17 protein-coding genes are annotated in these 21,392 nt (G+C 70.9%); 2 read left to right on the plus strand and 15 right to left on the minus strand.

Annotation, left to right across the window (positions count from 1 at the left end):
- Window position 1 precedes the first annotated feature (1 nt).
- On the minus strand, window positions 2-1,429 hold the full coding sequence (locus HCC61_RS07460; protein WP_240968530.1) for an enolase C-terminal domain-like protein: 1,428 nt from the start codon (window positions 1,427-1,429) through the stop codon (window positions 2-4).
- 365 nt (window positions 1,430-1,794) lie between these two features.
- Between HCC61_RS07460 and HCC61_RS07465 the strand changes: the two genes are divergently transcribed.
- Both HCC61_RS07465 and HCC61_RS07470 read left to right on the plus strand, forming a co-directional pair.
- Window positions 1,795-3,198 (plus strand): MFS transporter, encoded by a 1,404-nt coding sequence (locus HCC61_RS07465; protein ID WP_169134403.1) that lies wholly within the window; start codon window positions 1,795-1,797, stop codon window positions 3,196-3,198.
- Complete coding sequence (locus HCC61_RS07470; protein WP_169134404.1) at window positions 3,195-4,118, plus strand: fumarylacetoacetate hydrolase family protein; 924 nt, start codon at window positions 3,195-3,197, stop codon at window positions 4,116-4,118. Before HCC61_RS07465 ends, HCC61_RS07470 begins: the two co-directional genes overlap by 4 nt.
- 395 nt (window positions 4,119-4,513) lie before the next feature.
- Here the strand turns inward: HCC61_RS07470 and HCC61_RS07475 are convergent, their stop codons facing one another.
- The 14 genes from HCC61_RS07475 to HCC61_RS07540 form a co-directional block, all read right to left on the minus strand.
- Window positions 4,514-5,083 (minus strand): hypothetical protein, encoded by a 570-nt coding sequence (locus HCC61_RS07475; protein WP_169134405.1) that lies wholly within the window; start codon window positions 5,081-5,083, stop codon window positions 4,514-4,516.
- Window positions 5,084-5,247: 164 nt separating this feature from the next.
- Window positions 5,248-6,912, minus strand: coding sequence for an NADH-quinone oxidoreductase subunit NuoN (nuoN, locus tag HCC61_RS07480; RefSeq protein ID WP_169134406.1), 1,665 nt, complete (start codon window positions 6,910-6,912; stop codon window positions 5,248-5,250).
- Window positions 6,909-8,573, minus strand: a complete 1,665-nt coding sequence (locus HCC61_RS07485; protein ID WP_169134407.1) for an NADH-quinone oxidoreductase subunit M — start codon at window positions 8,571-8,573, stop codon at window positions 6,909-6,911. Before HCC61_RS07485 ends, nuoN begins: the two co-directional genes overlap by 4 nt.
- 3 nt (window positions 8,574-8,576) lie before the next feature.
- Entirely contained in the window at window positions 8,577-10,466 is a 1,890-nt protein-coding gene (gene nuoL / locus HCC61_RS07490; RefSeq protein WP_169134408.1) for an NADH-quinone oxidoreductase subunit L, read from the minus strand.
- Window positions 10,467-10,479: 13 nt separating this feature from the next.
- Entirely contained in the window at window positions 10,480-10,779 is a 300-nt protein-coding gene (nuoK, locus tag HCC61_RS07495) for an NADH-quinone oxidoreductase subunit NuoK (protein WP_169134409.1), read from the minus strand.
- Window positions 10,776-11,744, minus strand: a complete 969-nt coding sequence (locus HCC61_RS07500; protein WP_206322260.1) for an NADH-quinone oxidoreductase subunit J — start codon at window positions 11,742-11,744, stop codon at window positions 10,776-10,778. The genes nuoK and HCC61_RS07500 overlap by 4 nt, the downstream gene beginning before the upstream one ends.
- Window positions 11,745-11,746: 2 nt before the next feature.
- Complete coding sequence (gene nuoI, locus HCC61_RS07505; RefSeq protein WP_346777065.1) at window positions 11,747-12,529, minus strand: NADH-quinone oxidoreductase subunit NuoI; 783 nt, start codon at window positions 12,527-12,529, stop codon at window positions 11,747-11,749.
- A complete protein-coding gene (nuoH, locus tag HCC61_RS07510) occupies window positions 12,522-13,922 on the minus strand; it encodes an NADH-quinone oxidoreductase subunit NuoH (RefSeq protein ID WP_169134592.1) in 1,401 nt (466 codons plus the stop codon). Before nuoH ends, nuoI begins: the two co-directional genes overlap by 8 nt.
- A gap of 29 nt (window positions 13,923-13,951) precedes the next feature.
- A complete protein-coding gene (locus tag HCC61_RS07515; protein WP_169134410.1) occupies window positions 13,952-16,486 on the minus strand; it encodes an NADH-quinone oxidoreductase subunit G in 2,535 nt (844 codons plus the stop codon).
- Window positions 16,483-17,829 (minus strand): NADH-quinone oxidoreductase subunit NuoF, encoded by a 1,347-nt coding sequence (gene nuoF / locus HCC61_RS07520; protein WP_169134411.1) that lies wholly within the window; start codon window positions 17,827-17,829, stop codon window positions 16,483-16,485. The genes HCC61_RS07515 and nuoF overlap by 4 nt, the downstream gene beginning before the upstream one ends.
- The gene (gene nuoE, locus HCC61_RS07525) at window positions 17,829-18,737 is read right to left on the minus strand and encodes an NADH-quinone oxidoreductase subunit NuoE (RefSeq protein ID WP_169134412.1); all 909 of its coding nucleotides are present in this window, start codon (window positions 18,735-18,737) and stop codon (window positions 17,829-17,831) included. Before nuoE ends, nuoF begins: the two co-directional genes overlap by 1 nt.
- Entirely contained in the window at window positions 18,734-20,065 is a 1,332-nt protein-coding gene (locus HCC61_RS07530; protein ID WP_169134413.1) for an NADH-quinone oxidoreductase subunit D, read from the minus strand. The genes nuoE and HCC61_RS07530 overlap by 4 nt, the downstream gene beginning before the upstream one ends.
- Complete coding sequence (locus HCC61_RS07535) at window positions 20,065-20,829, minus strand: NADH-quinone oxidoreductase subunit C (RefSeq protein ID WP_169134414.1); 765 nt, start codon at window positions 20,827-20,829, stop codon at window positions 20,065-20,067. Before HCC61_RS07535 ends, HCC61_RS07530 begins: the two co-directional genes overlap by 1 nt.
- Complete coding sequence (locus HCC61_RS07540) at window positions 20,826-21,380, minus strand: NADH-quinone oxidoreductase subunit B (RefSeq protein ID WP_169134415.1); 555 nt, start codon at window positions 21,378-21,380, stop codon at window positions 20,826-20,828. Before HCC61_RS07540 ends, HCC61_RS07535 begins: the two co-directional genes overlap by 4 nt.
- Window positions 21,381-21,392: the final 12 nt, after the last annotated feature.

Genomic DNA, 21,392 nt, shown 5'->3' on the forward strand with positions numbered 1-21,392 from the left:
GTCAGGATGTCACCGGTGCCGTGCCGGCCCACACGGAGCCGCCGGGGAAGCGGTTGGCCTCCAGCGTCTCGCGGCGGATCTGCGCGCTGTAGCCGGGCGCCTCGGGCACGCGGTAGCGCGAGCCCTCGACGCGCACCGGGTCGTGGAAGTGCTCGTGCAGGTGGTCGACGTACTCCACGACGCGGTCCTCCATGGAGCCGCTGACCGCCACGTAGTCGAAGACCGAGAGGTGCTGCACCAGTTCGCACAGCCCGACTCCGCCCGCGTGCGGGCACACCGGCACGTCGTGCGCGGCGGCCAGCAGCAGCGCCGCCACGGCCTCGTTTACACCGCCGAGCCGGCAGGCGTCGATCTGGCAGATGCCGATCGCACCGGCCTGGAGGAACTGCTTGAACATCACGGCGTTGTGCGCGTGTTCGCCGGTGGCGACGTGCGTGGGGGCGATGCGCCGCTGGATCGCGGCGTGGCCGAGCACGTCGTCCGGGCTGGTGGGCTCCTCGAACCACCAGATGCCGAACTCCTCGAGCGCGTCGGCCCATTCGATCGCCTCGTCGACGCCGAGCGTCTGGTTGGCGTCGATCATCAGGCGGCGGTCGGGGCCGATGATCTCGCGGGCGATGCGGCAGCGGCGGACGTCGTCGCCGAGGTCCGCGCCCACCTTCAACTTGACCGAGTCCCAGCCCTGTTCGACGGCCTCACGGCACAGCCGCGCCAGCTTCCCGTCGTCGTAGCCGAGCCAGCCGGCGCTGGTGGTGTAGGCCGGGTAGCCGTGCTCGCGTACGTACGCCTCGCGCTCGCCGCGCCCCTCGCGCCGCGACTCCAGCAGCTCCAGGGCGGCCTCGGGGGTGAGCGCGTCCTTGAGGTAGCGCCAGTCGACGAGGTCGACGATCTGCTGGGGGGTGAAGTCGGCGAGCAGCTTCCACACGGGCTTGCCCGCCTGCTTGGCGGCCAGGTCCCAGGCGGCGTTGATCACCGCGGCGGCGCCCAGGTGGATGGCGCCCTTGTCGGGGCCGAGCCAGCGCAGCTGACTGTCGCCGAGGAGGTGGCGGGAGAAGGCGCCCAGGTCGCCGGTGATCTCGTCCACGGACATCCCGACGGCGCGTTCGCCGATCGCGCGGGCGGCGGCCACGGCGAGGTCGGTGCCCCTGCCGATGGTGAAGGTGAAGCCGTGCCCCTCGGAGACCGCGGGCCGCGCCCCGTTCCGCTCCCCGCCGCTCCCGTCCGCGCCGCTCCCGTCGCCGCCGTTCCGCTCCCCGCCGCTCCCGTCCGCGCCGTTCCCGTCCCCGCCCGCGCCGTCGTCCCCGACGTGCAGGATCACGTACGCGGCCGAGTAGTCGGGCGCCTCGTTCATCGCGTCGGACCCGTCGAGGTCGCGCGAGGTGGGGAAGCGGACGTCGATCGTCTCGACGTCGACGATGCGGGCGGTCATCGGCACTCACTCCTGATACGTGCGAGGGGGCGAGAGGGCTGCGAAGGCTTGCGGTCGGAACGCGGTGGAACGCGGTGCCGTCGCCAAGATGTCAGATGTCTTCCCGTACCGCCAGCCCTTCCGTAGACCGCGATGCCCTTAAAAGAACCCATGAATAGCCAGATAAACGACCGGATGAAAGAGATCCGGAACACCTCTTGTCAGGTGTCCATGCGAGGGCTACGTTCCAGCGGTCAGATGTCTTAGCCGTTTCCCCGGCGTTTCCCGACGCCTCGCGGCGCTCCGGGCGCCTCGCCGATGTCCCCGGCGTCCCCCGGGTGTCCGCCGGCGCCCCTCGCCTCCGTCGCCCGTACCAGGGAGGTCCCATGAACGCGGCCGCGACCGCGGAATCCGTGCGCCACAAGGTGGCCCGGCGGCTGCTGCCCCCGCTCTTCGTGATGTTCGTGCTGAGCTTTCTCGACCGTACGAACGTCGCGCTCGTCAAGTCGCACCTGGCCACCGACGCCGGAATCGACGCCGCCGCCTTCGGCCTCGGAGCAGGCATCTTCTTCGTCGGCTACGCGGTGCTGGGCGTCCCCTCCAACCTGGTGCTGCACCGCTTCGGCGCCCGCCGCTGGCTGGCCTTCCTGATGCTGGTCTGGGGTCTGCTGTCGTGCGCGATGGGCCTCGTCGACGGCCCCGGCTCCTTCTACGTGCTGCGCTTCCTGCTCGGCGCCGCCGAGGCCGGCTTCTTCCCGGGCGTGATCCTCTACATCACGTACTGGTTCCCGGCGGAGGACCGCGGCAAGGCCACCGGGATGTTCCAGTCGGCGGTCGCCGTCGCGAGCATCATCGGCAACCCCGTTGGCGGCTACCTCCTCGGCCTGCACGGACTGGCGGGCCTTGAGGGCTGGAAGTGGATGTTCATCCTGGAGGGCGCCCCCACCGTCGTCATGGCGCTCGCGGTGCCCTGGCTGCTCACCGACCGCCCCGAACAGGCCCGTTGGCTGACGGCCGCCGAGCGGGGACTGCTGACCGAACGCATCGCCGCGGACGTCCCCGACGAGAGCCGCCGCGTGCCCGCCAGGGTCGGGCGGATCGTCCGTGACAGCAAGGTGCTGCGGCTGATGTTCGTCTACTTCGCGATCCAGATCGGCGTGTACGGCGTGACGTTCTGGCTGCCCGCGCTCGTCGGCCGCATCGAAGGCCTCGACGATCTCGGCATCGGCTTCGTATCCGCGCTGCCCTGGGTGTTCGCGCTGCTCGGCGTGATCGTCCTGCCCTGGCTCTCCGACCGCTCGGGCGACCGGCGCGGTCCGCTGCGGCTGGCCCTGCTGCTGACGCTCGCCGGACTGATCGGCGGTGTGGTGCTGCCGCCCGTGCCTGCGGTGGCGGCGCTGTGTGTCGCGGCCTTCGGCTTCCTCGGCGCGCAGCCGGTCTTCTGGACGGTGCCGCCGACGATCCTCTCCGGCGCGCAGATGGCCGGGACGATCGCCCTGATCTCCGGCTTCGGCAACCTGGGCGGCTTCATCGGCCCGTACGTCATGGGCGCCGTCGAGAAGAGCACCGGCTCCGGCGCGAACGGGCTCTATCTGATCGCCGCGGTGGTCGCCGTCGGCGCGCTCGTGGTCACGGGCTTCCGCTGGACGGGCACGCGGCGGCAGCCTGCACCCGCGGGCCCGCGTCACGACGAGCAGCCGCCGCAGGGCTCGCACGGAACGGAAGGACCGCAAGGACCGGACGCCCCACGACGGGCGGCCGACGCCACAGGCGAGAGGGAGCAGCGATGACACGCATAGTGCGCTTCGCCGACGACAGCGGGACCGTACGTACCGGCATCGCGGACGGCACCGGAGCGATCCGCGCCTTCGAAGGCGCGCCGCGCATCGCCGACTTGCTGCGCCTGTCCCCCGGGGACCTGCGCGGCCTCGTCGAGCGGACCGCGGCCGGGCCCGCCGTCTTCGCCGAGGGCGGGGTCGTGCTGCTGCCGCCGCTGGACGGGCTGATGGAGCTGTGGGCCGCGGGCGTCACGTACGAGCGCTCACGCGAGGCCCGCGTCGCCGAGAGCACCGAACGGTCCGTATACGAGCGGGTCTACGACGCCGAGCGTCCCGAGCTGTTCTTCAAGGCGCCGCCGTGGCGGATCGTGACGGACGGCGAACCCGTCGCCGTACGCGACGACTCGGAGCTGAACGTCCCCGAGCCCGAACTGGGCCTCGTCCTCAACAGCGGGGGCGAGACGGCGGGTTACGTGGTCACCGACGACGTCAGCTCCCGCTCCATCGAGGGCGAGAACCCGCTGTATCTGCCGCAGGCGAAGATCTACGGCGGAAGCGCGGCGGTCTCCCCCGGCATCGTCCCCGCGTGGGAGCTGGAGGACGTGAGCGCGCTGCGGATCACGCTCACCGTCAGCCGCGGCGGCACGGCCGTCTTCGAGGGCGAGACCTCGACCGCCGCGTTCCACCGCGACCCGCACGGCCTGGCCGTACACCTCTTCCACGCCCAGCCGTTCCCGGACGGCGCGGTGCTGGCGACGGGCACGGGCATCGTGCCCGATATGGACTTCACCCTCCGGGGCGGGGACGAGGCCCGCATCGAGATCGAGGGCGTGGGCACGCTGACCAATCCGGTGGTCGGCGACCAGGCCCGGCTGGACTGGCTCACCGAGGCGGTGGACCGCCCGCTGGTACGCCGCGAACGCCGCCGCTAGCGCAGCCCCCTGACGTGGGACCTCGGGACGTTGGGCCGCAGGTCGTTGGGCCAACGGACGTGAGACCACGGGACGTTGGGCCGCAGGGCGCGCGACCACGGGACGCGAGACCACGGGACGTGGGACCACGGGACGCCAGGCCAACGGACGCGAGACCAAGGGACGTGGGATCACGGGACGTTGGGCCGCAGGGCGTTGGGTCGCAGGGCGTGCGACCAAGGGACGCGCGAAGGGCACCGCCTCGGAGTCGCGGCTCCGGCCGGAACGGACGGCCGGGGCCGCCTCCCGTCCGTCGGTGCTCCCGGGCCCCGCGTACCGGGGCCCGCGTCCCAGGTCCGGGAACCAGGGACCGCCAGGACCGCCAAGAACGCCACGGGGCCACTACCCGCCCGCTGCTACTCCTCGGGCAGTTTCACCGGTACGTCGGTGACCCGGGCGTAGTCCTCCCTCGGGCCGCCCTTCCAACTCACCGTCAGCGACTTGCCCTTGTGGGCTCCGACCGTGCCGTCCGTGCGGACCTCGTCCGCGCCGCCGGGGCACTTGAGGGACAGGGTCCGCCCGGCGGAGCCGCCGAGGGAGCCCGTGCAGTTCCTCCCGCGCTCGCGCAGCAGCGTGACCTTGTCGCCGACGACGGTGAGCACGTACTGCTTGCCCTTCGCCTTCCAGACGCCCGACAGCTTGCCCGCCTTGCCGGACCCTCCCGGCCGGCCGCCCGTGCCGCCGTCCGCACCGTCGTCCGAGCCGTCGTCCGGGGCGCCGGTGGCGCCGTCGGAGGCATCGCCGGACGGCTGATCCGGCTGCCCCTTCCCCGTGGGCTCCGGGGCCGACTTGGAGGCCGAAGCCTCCGGCTTGCCTCCGCCCTCGTCCTTGCCGCCCTTGTCGTCGCTGCTTCCGCAGCCGCTCACCAGCAGCGCGCCGGCCGCGATCACGGCCACCGCTCCCGCCCTCCGCGCCGACGTACGCACCCGTGCTCCTTCTCCGGTTTCCCCGGTCTCGGCTCTCGGCCCCGTTCCACTCCGCAGGGCCACGTCAAGCTAGCAGTCGCAGGGCCCGCTGAAAACGCCGCCGCCCGGCGCCCCTTGGGGCTGCCGGGCGGCGGCGTCGACTCGGCGCGCAGCCGGCGGACGGGTCAGCGGACGAAGACGCCCGCCTGGCTCGCCAGGTCCAGGAAGTACTGCGGTGCGACGCCCAGAACGACGGTCACCAGGACGCCGACCGTGATGGCCGACGTCGTCCACACGCTGGGGACCGCGACCGTCGGACCGTCCGCCTTCGGCTCGCTGAGGAACATCAGCACGATCACGCGGATGTAGAAGAACGCCGCGATGGCCGAGGCGATCACACCCACGACGACCAGCGCGCCCGCGCCGCCCTCCGCCGCCGCCTTGAAGACCGCGAACTTGCCCGCGAAGCCCGACGTCAGCGGAATCCCCGCGAAGGCCAGCAGGAACACCGCGAAGACGCCCGCCAGCAGCGGCGAACGGCGACCCAGCCCCGCCCACTTGGACAGATGCGTGGCCTCGCCGCCCGCGTCGCGTACGAGGGTGACGACCGCGAAGGCGCCCAGCGTGACGAACGAGTACGCACCCAGGTAGAAGAGCACCGAGGAGACGCCGTCCCTGGACGTGGCGATGACGCCGGCGAGCAGGAAGCCCGCGTGCGCGATCGACGAGTAGGCCAGCAGACGCTTTATGTCGGTCTGCGTGATGGCCACGACCGCGCCCGCCAGCATCGTGAGGATCGCGACGCCCCACATCACCGGCCGCCAGTCCCAGCGCAGGCCCGGCAGCACCACGTACAGCAGCCGCAGCAGCGCACCGAAGGCGGCCACCTTCGTCGCCGCCGCCATGAAGCCGGTGACCGGCGTGGGCGCGCCCTGGTAGACGTCCGGGGTCCACATGTGGAACGGGACGGCGCCGACCTTGAACAGCAGTCCCATCACGACCATGGCGCCGCCGATCAGCAGCAGCGCGTCGTTGCCCGTGGTCTCCGCGAGCACGGCGCTGGTGGTGCTGTCGGCGTTGCCGATGACGCGGGCGATGCCCGAGTAGTTGACGGTGCCGGCGTAGCCGTAGAGCAGTGCCGCGCCGAAGAGCAGGAACGCCGACGAGAAGGCGCCCAGCAGGAAGTACTTGACCGCGGCCTCCTGCGAGAGCAGCCGCCGGCGGCGGGCCAGCGCGCACAGCAGGTAGAGCGGCAGGGAGAAGACCTCGAGCGCGATGAAGAGCGTCAGCAGGTCGTTGGCCGCGGGGAAGATGAGCATGCCGCCGACCGCGAAGAGCAGCAGCGGATAGACCTCGGTGGTCGTCCAGCCCGCCTTGGTGGCCTCACGCTCGCCCTCGCCGCCGGGTACGGCCGCGGGCTGCGCGGCCCACGAGTCGACGGTCGCAGTCTGCGAACGCGGCTCCAGCCGGCGCTCGGCGAAGACGAACACCGACACGAGGCCGACCAGCAGGAGCGTGCCCTGGAGGAAGAGCGTCGGACCGTCGACGGCGATGGCGCCCATGCCGGCGATCGCGGCCTTCGTCGTCGCGTGTCCCGTCACCGCCAGCGCGAGAACCGCGGCGAAGGCGCCCGCGAGCCCCAGCGCCGCGAGGATCAACTGCGCGCCGTAGCGCAGCTTCCGCGGAAGGAACGCCTCCAGGACGATGCCGATCACGGCCGCGCCCAGCACGATCAGCGTCGGGGACAGGGCGCCGTACTCGATCTTCGGGGCCTGGAGTTCCTCCGCCCCGAGTGTCCACAGGCTGGGGACGGTTCCCGCCGCCCCCGAAACCGTTGCCACCGCGCTCACTTGTGGTCACCTCCGGCGTGCTCGGCCGGCTTGTAGTCGAACCAGCCGGTCTCGGCGACCTGGTGGTCCGGTTTCGGGTCCTTCTTGTGCACGTCCGAGAGCGTGTGCTTCACGGCCGGGTCGACGATCTCGGTCAGGGGCTTCGGGAAGACCCCGAGGAAGATCAGCAGCGCCACCAGCGGTGCGGCCACGGCCACTTCGCGCACCCGCAGGTCCGGCATGGCCCGCACCTCCGGCTTCTCTACGGGCCCGGTCATGGTGCGCTGGTACATCAGCAGTACGTACAGCGCCGCGAGCACGATGCCCGCCGTGGCGACGACGCCCGCGACCGGATAGCGGCTGAACGTGCCCACCAGCACAAGGAATTCGCTGATGAACGGCGCGAGCCCCGGCAGCGACAGCGTCGCCAGACCGCCCACGAGGAACGTCCCGGCGAGCACGGGCGCGACCTTCTGCACGCCGCCGAAGTCCGCGATGAGACGCGAGCCGCGGCGGCTGATGAGGAAGCCCGCCACCAGCATCAGCGCGGCGGTCGAGACGCCGTGGAAGACCATGTAGAGCGTGGCGCCGCTCTGGCCCTGGCTGGTCATCGCGAAGACGCCCAGGATGATGAAGCCGAAGTGGGAGATCGACGCGTAGGCGATGAGCCGCTTGATGTCCCGCTGCCCGACGGCCAGCAGCGCACCGTAGAGGATGCTGATCAGCGCCAGTACGAGCACCACGGGCGTGGCCCACTTGCTCGCCTCGGGGAAGAGGCCGAGGCAGAAGCGGAGCATCGCGAAGGTGCCGACCTTGTCGACGACGGCGGTGATCAGCACGGCCACCGGAGCCGTGGCCTCGCCCATGGCGTTGGGCAGCCAGGTGTGCAGCGGGAAGAGCGGCGCCTTCACCGCGAAGGCGAAGAAGAAGCCGAGGAAGAGCAGCCGCTCGATGTTCGTGCCCATGCTCAGCTCGCCCGAGGCGCGCGCCCGCGCGATCTCCTGGAGCGAGAACGTGCCCTGGCCCAGCTGATCGGAGGTGACGACGAAGAGGCCGATCACCGCGGCCAGCATGATGAGGCCGCCGACGAGGTTGTAGAGCAGGAACTTCACGGCCGCGTACGAGCGTTGCTTCGCCGCCTCGTCCTCGCCCCCCGCGTGCGCCCGGTCGCCGAAGCCGCCGATGAGGAAGTACATCGGGATGAGCATGGCTTCGAAGAAGACGTAGAAGAGGAAGACGTCGGTCGCGGCGAAGGAGACGATCACCATCGCCTCGGTCGCGAGCATCAGCGCGAAGAAGCCCTGGGTGGGCCGCCAGCGCCGGTTGGGGCGCTCGGGCTCCAGCTCGTCGGCGTCGTGCCAGGCCGCGGCGATGATGAACGGCAGCAGCAGCGCGGTCAGCGCGATCAGTACGGCGGCGATGCCGTCGACGCCCAGCTCGTACCGGACGCCGAAGTCCGCGATCCAGGAGTGCGATTCGGTGAGCTGATAGCGCGCGCCGCCCGGGTCGAAGCGGGCCAGCACGATCAGCGAGAACACCAGCGTCGCCGCCGAGAACAGCAGCGCCACCCACTTCGCGGCGCCACGCCTGGCGGCGGGCAGCGCCGCGGTGGCGATCGCGCCCACCGCGGGCAGCGCGGCCGTGACCGTCAGCAGGGGGAAACCTGCGTTAGCTGTAGACATGACTCAGACCGCCCTCATCAGCAGGGTCGCGGCGACCAGGATCGCCGCGCCGCCGAACATCGAGACCGCGTACGAGCGGACGAAACCGTTCTGGACCCGGCGCGTGCGCCCGGAGAGGCCGCCGAAGGCCGCGGCGGTGCCGTTGACCGCCCCGTCGACCACCTTGTTGTCGCCGTAGACGAGCCCGCGCGTCAGATACTCGCCGGGCTTGACCAGGGCGACGTGGTTGAAGTCGTCCTGGAGCAGGTCGCGTCGGGCCGCACGCGTCAGCAGGCTGCCGCGCGGCGCCACCGACGGGACCGGCCGCCGCCCGTACTGAAGCCAGGCGCCCGCGACGCCGAGCAGCAGCGCCACGATCGTCATGCCCGTCACCGCGGACGCCGGCAGCGGCGAGTGCCCGTGCTCGAACTGCGTGACGGGCTCAAGCCAGTGGACGAAGGACTCGCCAGCCTTGAACAGGCCGCCCGCGAAGACCGATCCGAAGGCCAGCACGATCATCGGGACCGTCATGACCTTCGGGGACTCGTGGGGATGCGGCTCGTTCTCCTGGCCCTTCCAGCGCTCCTCGCCGAAGAAGGTCATCAGCATCACGCGCGTCATGTAGTACGCGGTAATCGCGGCACCGACCAGCGTGACCGCGCCGAGGATCCAGCCCTGGGTGCCGCCCTTCGCGAACGCGGCCTCGATGATCTGGTCCTTGGAGAAGAAGCCGGACAGCCCGGGGAATCCGATGATGGCGAGATATCCGAGCCCGAACGTCACGAAGGTGACCGGCATGTACTTGCGGAGGCCGCCGTACTTGCGCATGTCGACCTCGTCGTTCATGCCATGCATCACCGAGCCGGCGCCGAGGAAGAGGCCCGCCTTGAAGAAGCCGTGCGTGACGAGGTGCATGATGGCGAACGCGTAGCCGATCGGGCCGAGTCCGGCCGCCAGCACCATGTAGCCGATCTGCGACATCGTCGAACCGGCCAGCGCCTTCTTGATGTCGTCCTTCGCGCAACCGACGATCGCACCGAAGATCAGCGTGACCGCGCCCACGACGACGACCGCCGTCTGCGCGTCGGGCGCCCCGTTGAAGATCGCGCCGGAGCGGGTGATGAGGTACACGCCCGCGGTCACCATCGTCGCCGCGTGGATGAGCGCGGAGACCGGGGTCGGGCCCTCCATCGCGTCGCCGAGCCAGGACTGGAGCGGCACCTGCGCCGACTTGCCGCACGCGGCGAGCAGCAGCATCAGCCCGATCGCGGTGAGCTTGCCCTCGCTCGCGTCCGTTGCGTTGCCCAGCACGGGCGCGAAGGTGAAGCTGCCGAACGTGGTGAACATCAGGAAGATCGCGATGGCCAGGCCCGCGTCGCCGACGCGGTTGACCAGGAACGCCTTCTTCGCCGCCACCGCCGCGCTCGGCTTGAACTGCCAGAAGCCGATCAGGAGATACGAGGCGAGGCCCACGCCCTCCCAGCCGACGTACAGCAGCAGGTAGTTGTCCGCGAGTACGAGCAGCAGCATCGCCGCGAGGAAGAGGTTGAGATAGCCGAAGAAGCGGCGGCGGTCGACGTCGTGCTCCATGTAGCCGACCGAGTAGATGTGGATCAGCGTGCCCACACCGGTGATCAGCAGCACGAACGTCATGGCCAGCTGGTCGAGCTGGAAGGCCACGTCCGCCTGGAAGCTCTCCACCGGCACCCAGCTGAACAGGTGCTGGTGCAGGGCGCGTTGGTCCGTGGGCCTGCCGAGCATCCCGGCGAAGAGGACGGCGCCCGTCACGAACGACGCCCCGGAGAGCAGCACGCCCAGCCAGTGCCCGCTCCGGTCGAGTTTCCTGCCGCCGCACAGCAGCACCGCCGCGCCCAGCAGCGGGAAGCCGACGAGCAGTCCGATCAATGACTCCACTGGTTCGTACCCCTTACAGCTTCATCAGGCTGGCGTCGTCGACCGAGGCCGAGTGACGGGAGCGGTACATCATCACGATGATCGCCAGTCCGACCACGACCTCGGCTGCGGCGACGACCATGACGAAGAACGCCATGATCTGGCCGTCGAGATTGCCGTGGATGCGGGAGAAGGCGATCAGGGTCAAGTTCGCCGCATTCAGCATCAGTTCGATGCACATGAACACCACGATCGCGTTCCGCCTGATCAGCACTCCGGCGGCGCCGATGGTGAACAGCACCGCGGCGAGATAGACGTAGTTGACCGGGCTCACTTCGCGGCCTCCTCTTCCCGGGCCTTGCGGGCCTCACGGCCGCCTTCCCCCGCGTCGTCGGCGTCGTCCACGTCCCGCTCCGGGTCGTGGGGCTCGCCGTACATCCGGCCGGTGTGCTCGGTCTGGCCGTGGCTGTCGGCGGTGCGCTGCTCCAGCGCGGCGACGCGGTGCAGCGCCTCCTTGCCGACCTCGCGTACCTGGCCGCGGTTGCGCAGCGTGGCGCTGATGGTCAGCTCGGACGGCGTGCCGTCGGGGAGGAGTCCGGGACGGTCGACGGCGTTGTGCCGCGCGTACACGCCCGGCGCGGGCAGCGGCGGCAGCTGCGTGCCCCGCTTGACGCGCTCCTCGGCCTGCTCGCGCTGGGACTTGGACTTCTCGATGCGCTCGCGGTGCGTCAGCAGCGTCGCGCCGACTGCGGCGACGGTGAGCAGCGCCCCCACCACCTCGAAGGCGACGACGTACTTGGTGAACAGCAGCGAGGCCAGCGCGGGCACGTTCCCGCCGGCGTTGGCGCGGCCGACGCCGGCGAAGCTGTGCACCGAGGCCTGGCCGATGCCGGCGACCAGCAGGATGCCCAGCCCGAGACCGCACGCGGCGGCGAGCCAACGCTGGCCCTTGAGCGTCTCCTTGAGCGAGTCGGCGGCGCTCACACCCACCAGCATCAGCACGAACAGGAAGAGCATCATCACGGCGCCGGTGTAGACGACGATCTGCACGATGCCCAGGAAGTACGCGCCGTTGGCGAGGTAGAAGAGCGCCAGGATCACCATCGTGCCCGCGAGGCAGAGCGCCGAGTGCACAGCCCGGCGCAGCAGTACGGTGCCGAGCGCGCCGAGCACGGCGACCGTGCCCAGCACCCAGAACGCCGCCGTCTCGCCGGCCGACGTGGAGGACGCGGCCAGCTGCAACGCCCCCGCGGACGAGGTCACGTCGGGCGTCGCGAGAACGGCGGGCGTGGCGAGCATCGTCACCGTCCCTCCTTCGAGTCGTTCCCGGAGCGGTTGCCCTGGGCCCGTACGGCGGCGCCCTGCCCGGCGGTGTCCGCCTCGGCGGCGTCGCGCGCGGAGGGGTCGACACCGTCGGCGTCGCCGGCGGCGTCCAGTGGCCCGTCGGTGACGACCGGCTGGGCCGCGGGCTCGGCGGAGCCGAAGTCCCGTGCCGACTCCTGCGGATCGCCGCTGTCGGTGGCCGTCTGCGGCTCGGTGCCGGGCGCGGCCTCGGTGACGAGACCGCGGTAGTAGTCCTTCTCCGTCATGCCCGGGAAGATGGCGTGCGGAGAGTCGACCATGCCGTCCTCCAGGCCCGCGAGCAGCTCCTTCTTGGTGTAGATGAGCGATTCGCGGGAGGAGTCGGCGAGTTCGTACTCGTTGGTCATCGTCAGCGCGCGCGTCGGGCAGGCCTCCACGCACAGGCCGCACAGGATGCAGCGCAGATAGTTGATCTGGTAGACGCGGCCGTAGCGCTCGCCCGGCGAGTAGCGCTCCTCGTCGGTGTTGTCCGCGCCCTCCACGTAGATGGCGTCCGCGGGGCAGGCCCAGGCGCACAGCTCGCAGCCGACGCACTTCTCCAGCCCGTCGGGGTGCCGGTTGAGCTGGTGGCGGCCGTGGAAGCGCGGTGCCGTCGGCTTCTTGTACTCGGGGTACTGCTCGGTCAGCCGCTTCTTGAACATGTCCTTGAAGGTCAAGCCGAAGCCGGCCGGGGAGCTGCGGTGGGCCTCGGGGTGCAGCCCCTGTGCTTCGTTGTCAGGCACCGTCGGCCTCCTTTCCGTCAGTGTTCTGGGCGGCCTTCCCGGACGCGTCCTTCTCGCCCGCGGAGTCCGACGCCGCGCCGGACGGCCCGACCAGCGTGCGGTCGTGGCGCGGGCGGCGGCGCGGCACCGGCGGCAGCGTCTGTCCTGGCAGCGGCGGTACGGGGAAGCCGCCCGCCATCGGGTCGAAGACCTCGGAGGCCGCCTTCCGTTCGGCGGCCTCTTCCTCTGCCGCCTCCTTGCGCCCGCGGAAGACGTCGATGACGAAGGAGACCAGCAGGATCGCGAGGGCCGCGCCGGCGACCCAGTAGACGATCCCCGCGAAGTCGTAGCCCTCGTTGCGCATCGCCCGCACCGCGGCGACGAGCATCAGCCACACCAGGGAGACGGGGATGAGCACCTTCCAGCCCAGCTTCATGAACTGGTCGTAGCGCACGCGCGGGAGCGTGCCGCGGATCCAGACGAAGAAGAAGATCAGGCAGCACACCTTGAGGAAGAACCAGAGCAGCGGCCACCAGCCGTGGTTGGCGCCCTCCCAGTACGTGGAGATCGGCGCCGGGGCCCGCCAGCCGCCCAGGAAGAGGGTGGCCGCGAGGGCGGAGAGCGTCACGATGTGCACGTACTCGGCGAGCATGAACAGCGCGAACTTGATCGAGCTGTACTCGGTCTGGTAGCCGGCGACCAGGTCGCCCTCGGACTCCGGCATGTCGAACGGCGCGCGGTGCGCCTCGCCGACCATCGAGACCATGTAGATCAGGAACGACACCGGCAGCAGCCCCACGAACCAGGTGTCCCGCTGGGCGTCCACGATCGCCGACGTCGACATCGACCCGGAGTAGAGGAAGACGGCCGCGAAGCTCAGGCCCATCGCGATCTCGTAGCTGATGACCTGCGCCGTGGCGCGGACGGCGCCGAGCAGCGGATACGTCGAGTTCGACGACCAGCCGGCGAGGACGACGCCGTACGCACTGATGGACGCGGTGGCCAGGATGTAGAGCGCGGCCACCGGAAGGTCCGTGAGCTGCATCGCCGTACGGGTGCCGAAGATCGACACCTCGTTGCCGGGAGGCCCGAACGGGATCACGGCGATCGCCATGAACGCCGGGATCGCGCCCAGCACCGGCGCCAGCAGGTACACGACCTTGTCGGCGCCCTTGACGACGACGTCTTCCTTCAGCATCAGCTTGATGCCGTCGGCGAGCGACTGGAGCATGCCCCAGGGGCCGTGCCGGTTGGGGCCGATACGCAGCTGCATCCAGGCGACGACCTTGCGCTCCATCACGATGGAGATCAGCACCGTCACCATCAGGAACGCGAAGCAGAACACGGCCTTCAGCGCGATCAGCCAGATCGGGTCGTGCCCGAAGAAGGAGAGGTCCTCCTCGGCCAGTCGCATGCCGGACGGCTGGATGTCCGAGAGCGTGCTCACGCGCCCACCTCCTCGTTTACGGCGCGATCGCGCGCTGCCGGTGCCGGCGCGATGCGGACCAGTTCGCCGGGCAGGGCCCCGGTGTCGGCCTGGACGCCGCCGCCGGCCGAGTTCAGCGGCACCCACACCACGCGGTCCGGCATCGGCGTGATCTCCAGCGGGAACTGGACGCTGCCGAGCGGCCCGGAGACCGACAGCACATCGCCGTCCGTGACGCCCGCCTCGGAGGCCGTGGCCCTGGAGAGCCGGGCGCGGGCGGCGTGCCTCGTACCGGCCAGCGCCTCGTCGCCGTCCTGGAGCCGGCCCTGGTCCAGCAGCATCCGGTGGCCCGCGAGCACCGCCTCGCCCTTGCCCGCCTGCGGGGTGGAGGCGGCGGCGGAGCCCGTACCGGAGGCGGCCGCGAAGGAGTCGCCGGAACCGGCGGGCTCCCACTGGCCGAGCCTGTCGATCTCGCCGCGGATGGTCCGTACGTCCGGCAGCCCCAGGTGTACGTCGAGGGCGTCGGCGAGCATGTGCAGCACCCGGGCGTCCGGCTGTACGTGGCGGCGGGTCATCTGGTCCGCCTTGAGCGAGGCCTCGAACGGCCTTGCCCTGCCTTCCCAGTTGAGGAACGTCCCGGACTTCTCCGCGACCGCCGACACCGGAAGGACGACGTCCGCCCGGTCGGTGACCTCGCTCGGCCGCAGCTCCAGGCTGACGAGGAATCCCACCTCGTCCAGGGCCTGCGCGGCACGTGCCGGATCCGGCAGATCGGCGAGCTCCACGCCGCCGACGACCAGCGCCTCCAGCTCGCCGTCGACCGCCGCGTCGACGATGCCGGCGGTGTCCCGGCCCGCCGCGGCGGGCAGTTCGGCCAGGCCCCAGGCGCGTGCGACCTCGTGGCGTGCGCGCCCGTCGTCCGCGGGACGGGCCCCGGGCAGCAGCGTCGGCAGCGCGCCCGCCTCGACGGCGCCGCGCTCGCCGGCCCGCCGCGGGATCCACACCAGCCGGGCACCGGTCGCCGCGGAGGTGCGTACGGCCGCGGTCAGCGCGCCGGGCACCGCCGCCAGCCGCTCGCCGACGACGATCAACGAGCCGTCGGCGCGCAGGGCTTCGGCCGCTGCCTCGCCCGTCTCGTCGAGGCCGACCCGTCCGGACAGGGCGTCCAGCCACTCGCTCTCGGTGCCGGGCGCGGCGGGCAGCAGCGTGCCGCCCGCCTTCTCCAGGCCGCGGGTGGCGAACGAGGCGAGGGAGAAGGTGCGCTGGCCGCGCTTGCGCATGGCCTTGCGCAGCCGGAGGAAGACGCCGGGCGCCTCCTCCTCGGCCTCGAAGCCGACGAGCAGCACGGCGGGCGCGGCCTCGAGCGCCCTGTTGGTGACGCCTGCGCCGTCGAGGTCCTTTCCGTGCCCGGCGACGTGCGAGGCCAGGAAGGCGGCCTCCTCACGGGAGTGGACCCGGGCGCGGAAATCGATGTCGTTGGTGCCGAGCGCGACGCGCGCGAACTTCGCGTAGGCGTAGGCGTCCTCGACGGTGACCCTGCCGCCGGTCAGCACACCGGCACGGCCTCGCGCACCGGCGAGGCCCTGCGCCGCCGCCTCCAGCGCCTCCGGCCAGCTGGCCGGGGCCAGTTCGCCGTCCTCACCGCGCACCAGCGGAGTGGTGAGCCGGTCCGGGCGCTGTGCGTAGCGGAACCCGAAGCGGCCCTTGTCGCACAGCCACTCCTCGTTGACCTCGGGGTCGTTGGCGGCCATGCGGCGCATGACCTTGCCGCGCCGGTGGTCCGTGCGCGTCGCGCAGCCGCCCGAGCAGTGCTCGCAGACGGACGGCGAGGAGACCAGGTCGAAGGGCCGTGACCGGAAGCGGTACGCCGCCGAAGTCAGCGCCCCCACCGGGCAGATCTGGATCGTGTTGCCGGAGAAGTACGACTGGAAGGGGTCGCCCTCGCCCGTACCGATCTGCTGCAACGCGCCGCGCTCCAGCATCTCGATCATCGGGTCGCCCGCGATCTGGTTGGAGAAGCGGGTGCAGCGCGCGCACAGCACGCACCGCTCGCGGTCCAGCAGCACCTGGTCGGAGATCGGCACCGGCTTGGCGAAGGTGCGCTTGGCGCCCTCGAAGCGGGTGTCGGAGTCGCCGGTCGACATCGCCTGGTTCTGGAGCGGGCACTCGCCGCCCTTGTCGCAGACGGGGCAGTCCAGCGGGTGGTTGATGAGCAGCAGCTCCATCACGCCGCGCTGCGCCTTCTCCGCCACGGGCGAGGACAGCTGCGTCTTGACGACCATGCCGTCGGTGCAGGTGATCGTGCAGGACGCCATCGGCTTGCGCTGGCCCTCGACCTCGACGATGCACTGCCGGCAGGCGCCGACCGGGTCGAGGAGCGGATGGTCGCAGAAGCGCGGGATCTCGATGCCCAGCTGCTCGGCGGCGCGGATGACCAGCGTGCCCTTGGGCACGGAGATCTCGGCACCGTCGATCGTGAGCGAGACCAGGTCCTCGGGCGGACGGTCCGCCTCGCCCCCCGAGGAGGTCTTCGCGTCTGTGGTGACTGTCACGCCTTCACCTCCGGGTGAGCGTTGTGGTGGCCGTCGGCCCAGATGACCGACCTGGCCGGGTCGAAGGGGCAGCCGCCCTCCTCGATGTGCTGCTCGTACTCCTCGCGGAAGTGCTGGAGAGACGAGGCGATCGGGGAGGCGGCGCCGTCGCCGAGCGCGCAGAAGGACTTGCCGTTGATGTTGTCCTGGATGTCGTCGATCTTGTCGATGTCGGCCTTCGTGGCCTTGCCGGCCTCGAAGTCGCGCAGCAACTGGACGAGCCAGTACGTGCCTTCGCGGCAGGGCGTGCACTTGCCGCACGACTCGTGCGCGTAGAACTCGGTCCAGCGTGTGACCGCCCGTACGACACAGGTCGTCTCGTCGAAGCACTGGAGCGCCTTGGTGCCGAGCATCGACCCGGCGGCGCCCACGCCCTCGTAGTCGAGCGGCACGTCGAGGTGCTCGTCGGTGAGCAGCGGCGTCGAAGACCCGCCGGGCGTCCAGAACTTCAGCCGGTGACCGGGGCGCATCCCGCCGCTCATCTCCAGCAGCTGGCGCAGCGTGATGCCGAGCGGCGCCTCGTACTGGCCGGGGTTCGCGACGTGCCCGCTGAGCGAGTAGAGCGTGAAGCCCGGGGACTTCTCACTGCCCATCGAGCGGAACCATTCCTTGCCCTTGTTGATCAGGGCGGGCACCGAAGCGATCGACTCGACGTTGTTGACGACCGTCGGGCATGCGTACAGGCCGGCGACGGCGGGGAACGGCGGCCGCAGCCGCGGCTGTCCGCGCCGCCCCTCCAGGGAGTCCAGCAGCGCGGTCTCCTCACCGCAGATGTACGCGCCGGCGCCGGCGTGGACGGTCAGTTCGAGGTCCTTGCCCTCGCCGAGCGCGTCCTTGCCGAGCAGCCCCGCCTCGTACGCCTCGCGCACCGCGAGATGCAGCCGCCGCAGCACGGGCACGACCTCTCCGCGCAGATAGATGAACGCGTGGGAGGAGCGGATCGCGTGGCAGGCGATGATGATGCCCTCGATGAGGGAGTGCGGGTTGGCGAACATCAGCGGGATGTCCTTGCAGGTGCCCGGCTCCGACTCGTCGGCGTTGACGACGAGATAGTGCGGCTTGTCGTCGCCCTGCGGGATGAACTGCCACTTCATGCCCGTCGGGAAGCCGGCGCCGCCGCGTCCGCGCAGTCCCGCGTCCTTCACGTACGCGATGACGTCGTCCGGCGGCATGGCCAGGGCCTTGGCCAGCCCGGCGTATCCGTCGTGGCGCCGCTTGTACGTCTCCAGGGTCCACGCCTCGGGCTCGTCCCAGTACGCGGAGAGCACCGGGGTGAGCAGCTTTTCCGGGGATTCCGTCGCCATTACTCGCTCTCCTCCCCCGGCTCCGGACGGGCCGGGCCCGCGGCGTTGTCCGGGTCGGACGCGGACGTCGACTGCGGCAGATCGTGCGAACTGGGGTGGCTCTCCGGGGCCTCCTCACCGGGAAGCGGCACCGGCTGGTCCGCGGGCCCGGGCGGACCCGGCGGGTGCGCCAGCCTGCCGGCGGGCGCCTCGCCCCTGGCCAGTCGCAGCCCGGCGAGGGACGGTTCACCGCCGCCGCCGGTGGCCTCGACGGCGCCGGGGCGCTCGTCGGGGAAGCCGGCGAGGATGCGCGCCGTCTCCTTGAAGGTGCACATCGGGGCGCCGCGGGTGGGGGCGACCTCGCGTCCGGCGCGCAGGTCGTCGACGAGGCGCCGCGCGGACTCGGGCGTCTGGTTGTCGAAGAACTCCCAGTTGACCATCACCACGGGGGCGTAGTCGCAGGCGGCGTTGCACTCGATGTGCTCGAGGGTGACCTTGCCGTCCTCGGTGGTCTCGTTGTTGCCGACGCCGAGGTGCTCCTTCAGGTCGTCGAAGATGGCGTCGCCGCCCATCACCGCGCACAGCGTGTTGGTGCAGACGCCGACCTGGTAGTCACCGGAGGGCTTGCGCCGGTACATCGAGTAGAACGTCGCGACGGCGTTCACCTCGGCCGTCGTCAGCTCCAGCATCTCGGCGCAGAAGCGCTGCCCGGTGGGCGTGACATGGCCCTCCTCGGACTGCACGAGGTGCAGCAGCGGCAGCAGCGCGGAACGGCTGTCGGGGTAGCGGGCGATGATCGCGCGGGCGTCCGGCTCCAGCCGCTCGCGCACCTCGGCGGGATACTCCGGCGCCGGCATCGCGGGGATGCCCAGCATCGGTGCCTCGGGTGCGGTGCCCCGTTCGCGGGCGCTGTCGGGCGCGGTGGTCATCGGTCGACGCCTCCCATCACGGGGTCGATGGAGGCCACGGCCACGATCACGTCGGCGACCTGGCCGCCTTCGCACATCGCCGCCATGGCTTCGAGGTTGGTGAAGGAGGGGTCGCGGAAGTGCACGCGGTACGGGCGGGTGCCGCCGTCGCTCACGGCGTGCACGCCGAGTTCGCCCTTCGGGGACTCCACCGCCGCGTACGTCTGCCCCGGCGGGACGCGGAATCCCTCGGTGACGAGCTTGAAGTGGTGGATCAGGGCCTCCATGGAGGTGCCCATGATGTTCTTGATGTGGTCGAGCGAGTTGCCGAGTCCGTCGGGCCCGAGCGCGAGCTGCGCGGGCCAGGCGATCTTCTTGTCGCCGACCATGACGGGCCCGGGCTCCAGCCGGTCGATGCACTGCTCGATGATCCGCAGCGACTGGCGCATCTCCTCCAGGCGCAGCAGGAAGCGCCCGTAGGAGTCGCAGGTGTCGACCGTCGGGACCTCGAAGTCGTACGTCTCGTAGCCGCAGTACGGCTGCGACTTGCGCAGGTCGTGCGGCAGCCCCGCGGAGCGCAGGATCGGTCCCGTGGCGCCGAGCGCCATGCAGCCGGCCAGGTCGAGATAGCCGATGTCCTGGAGGCGGGCCTTGAAGACGGGGTTGCCGGAGCAGAGCGCGTCGTACTCGGGCAGGTTCTTCTTCATCTTCTTCAGGAACTCGCGCAGCGCGTCGACCGTGCCGGGCGGCAGGTCCTGGGCGAGGCCGCCTGGGCGGATGTACGCGTGGTTCATCCGCAGCCCGGTGATCAACTCATACAGATCGAGGACGAGTTCGCGGTCGCGGAAGCCGAAGATCATGACGGTGGTGGCGCCGAGCTCCATGCCGCCGGTGGCGATGGCCACCAGGTGGGAGGAGAGCCGGTTCAGCTCCATCATCAGCACGCGGATGACGTTGGCCCGGTCCGGGATGTCGTCCTCGATGCCGAGGAGCTTCTCGACGGCCATGCAGTACGCCGTCTCGTTGAAGAACGGCGTGAGGTAGTCCATGCGCGTCACGAACGTCGTGCCCTGCGTCCACGTCCGGTACTCGAGGTTCTTCTCGATCCCGGTGTGCAGATACCCGATGCCGCAGCGGGCCTCGGTGACCGTCTCGCCGTCGATCTCCAGGATCAGCCGCAGCACTCCGTGCGTGGAGGGGTGCTGCGGGCCCATGTTGACGATGATCCGCTCGTCGTCGCTGCGGGCGGCAGCGGCGGCGACCTCGTCCCAGTCGCCTCCGGTGACGTCGTAGACGGTGCCCTCGGTGGTCTCGCGGATGCCCGCGGGTGCGTGCGTGGGAGTGCTCATCAGCTGTACGACCTCCGCTGGTCGGGAGCCGGGATCTGGGCGCCCTTGTACTCGACGGGAATGCCGCCGAGCGGGTAGTCCTTGCGCTGCGGATGGCCCTGCCAGTCGTCGGGCATCATGATCCGCGTCAGCGCGGGGTGGCCGTCGAAGACGATGCCGAAGAAGTCGTACGTCTCGCGCTCGTGCCAGTCGTTGGTCGGATAGACGTCGACGATCGACGGGATGTGCGGGTCGGCGTCGGGCGCGCTGACCTCGATGCGGACGGTCCGGTTGTGCGTGACCGAGCGCAGGTGGTTCACCGCGTGCAGCTCCCGGCCCTTGTCGCCGGGGAAGTGCACGCCACTCACGCCGGTGCACAACTCGAAGCGGAGGGCGGGGTCGTCGCGCAGCGTCCTGGCGACCTGCACGAGGTGCTCCCGCGCGACGTGGAAGGTGATCTCGCCGCGGTCGACGACCGTCTTCTCGATGGCCTGGTCGGGGTCGAGGCCCTGCTCTTCGAGGGCGCCTTCGAGTTCGTCCGCGATCTCGTCGAAGCTTCCGTACGCGCTTCGCCCGCCGCGCGGGCCCCCGTAGGGACGGCTGCTCGCGCCGGGCAGCCGGACCGTGCGGACCAGACCGCCGTAACCCGAGGTGTCCCCGCCGTTGTTGGCGCCGAACATGCCGCGGCGTACGGCGATGGCCTCGCCCGGGTCCTGACGGGGCGCGGGCACCGAACCGTTGGCGTTCTCCCCGTTGCCGCCGTCGCTGTTGTTCTGATCGCTCACCGGAGCAGCCCCTTCATCTCGATCGTCGGGACCGCCTTGCGCGCCGCTTCCTCCGCCTCACGGGCGGCCTGCTCGCGGTCGACGCCGAGCTTCTCGCCCTTCACGTGCTCGTGGAGCTTGAGGATCGAGTCGAGGAGCATCTCGGGACGCGGCGGGCAGCCGGGCAGATAGATGTCGACGGGGACGATGTGGTCGACGCCCTGCACGATCGCGTAGTTGTTGAACATCCCGCCGGACGAGGCGCACACGCCCATGGAGATGACCCACTTCGGATTGGGCATCTGGTCGTAGACCTGCCGCAGCACCGGGGCCATCTTCTGGCTCACGCGGCCCGCCACGATCATGAGGTCGGCCTGGCGCGGCGAACCGCGGAAGACCTCCATGCCGAAGCGGGCGAGGTCGTAGCGGCCCGCGCCCGTCGTCATCATCTCGATGGCACAGCAGGCGAGTCCGAAGGTCGCCGGGAACATGGACGACTTGCGCACCCAGCCCGCGGCCTGCTCGACGGTGGTCAGCAGGAAGCCGCTCGGCAGCTTCTCTTCGAGTCCCATTGAGTACCTGCC

Source organism: Streptomyces sp. HNM0575 (assembly GCF_012726265.1).
In the GTDB taxonomy this organism is placed as follows: domain Bacteria; phylum Actinomycetota; class Actinomycetes; order Streptomycetales; family Streptomycetaceae; genus Streptomyces.

Coding starts and splice junctions, on each gene's coding strand:
- HCC61_RS07540 (WP_169134415.1), bottom strand. CDS start 21,380: ATGGGACTCGAAGAGAAGCTGCCGAGCGGCTTCCTGCTGACCACCGTC.
- HCC61_RS07485 (WP_169134407.1), bottom strand. CDS start 8,573: ATGTCTACAGCTAACGCAGGTTTCCCCCTGCTGACGGTCACGGCCGCG.
- HCC61_RS07470 (WP_169134404.1), top strand. CDS start 3,195: ATGACACGCATAGTGCGCTTCGCCGACGACAGCGGGACCGTACGTACC.
- nuoH (WP_169134592.1), bottom strand. CDS start 13,922: ATGCGACTGGCCGAGGAGGACCTCTCCTTCTTCGGGCACGACCCGATC.
- nuoF (WP_169134411.1), bottom strand. CDS start 17,829: ATGGCGACGGAATCCCCGGAAAAGCTGCTCACCCCGGTGCTCTCCGCG.
- HCC61_RS07460 (WP_240968530.1), bottom strand. CDS start 1,429: ATGACCGCCCGCATCGTCGACGTCGAGACGATCGACGTCCGCTTCCCC.
- HCC61_RS07465 (WP_169134403.1), top strand. CDS start 1,795: ATGAACGCGGCCGCGACCGCGGAATCCGTGCGCCACAAGGTGGCCCGG.
- HCC61_RS07530 (WP_169134413.1), bottom strand. CDS start 20,065: ATGAGCACTCCCACGCACGCACCCGCGGGCATCCGCGAGACCACCGAG.
- nuoE (WP_169134412.1), bottom strand. CDS start 18,737: ATGACCACCGCGCCCGACAGCGCCCGCGAACGGGGCACCGCACCCGAG.
- HCC61_RS07500 (WP_206322260.1), bottom strand. CDS start 11,744: ATGCTCGCCACGCCCGCCGTTCTCGCGACGCCCGACGTGACCTCGTCC.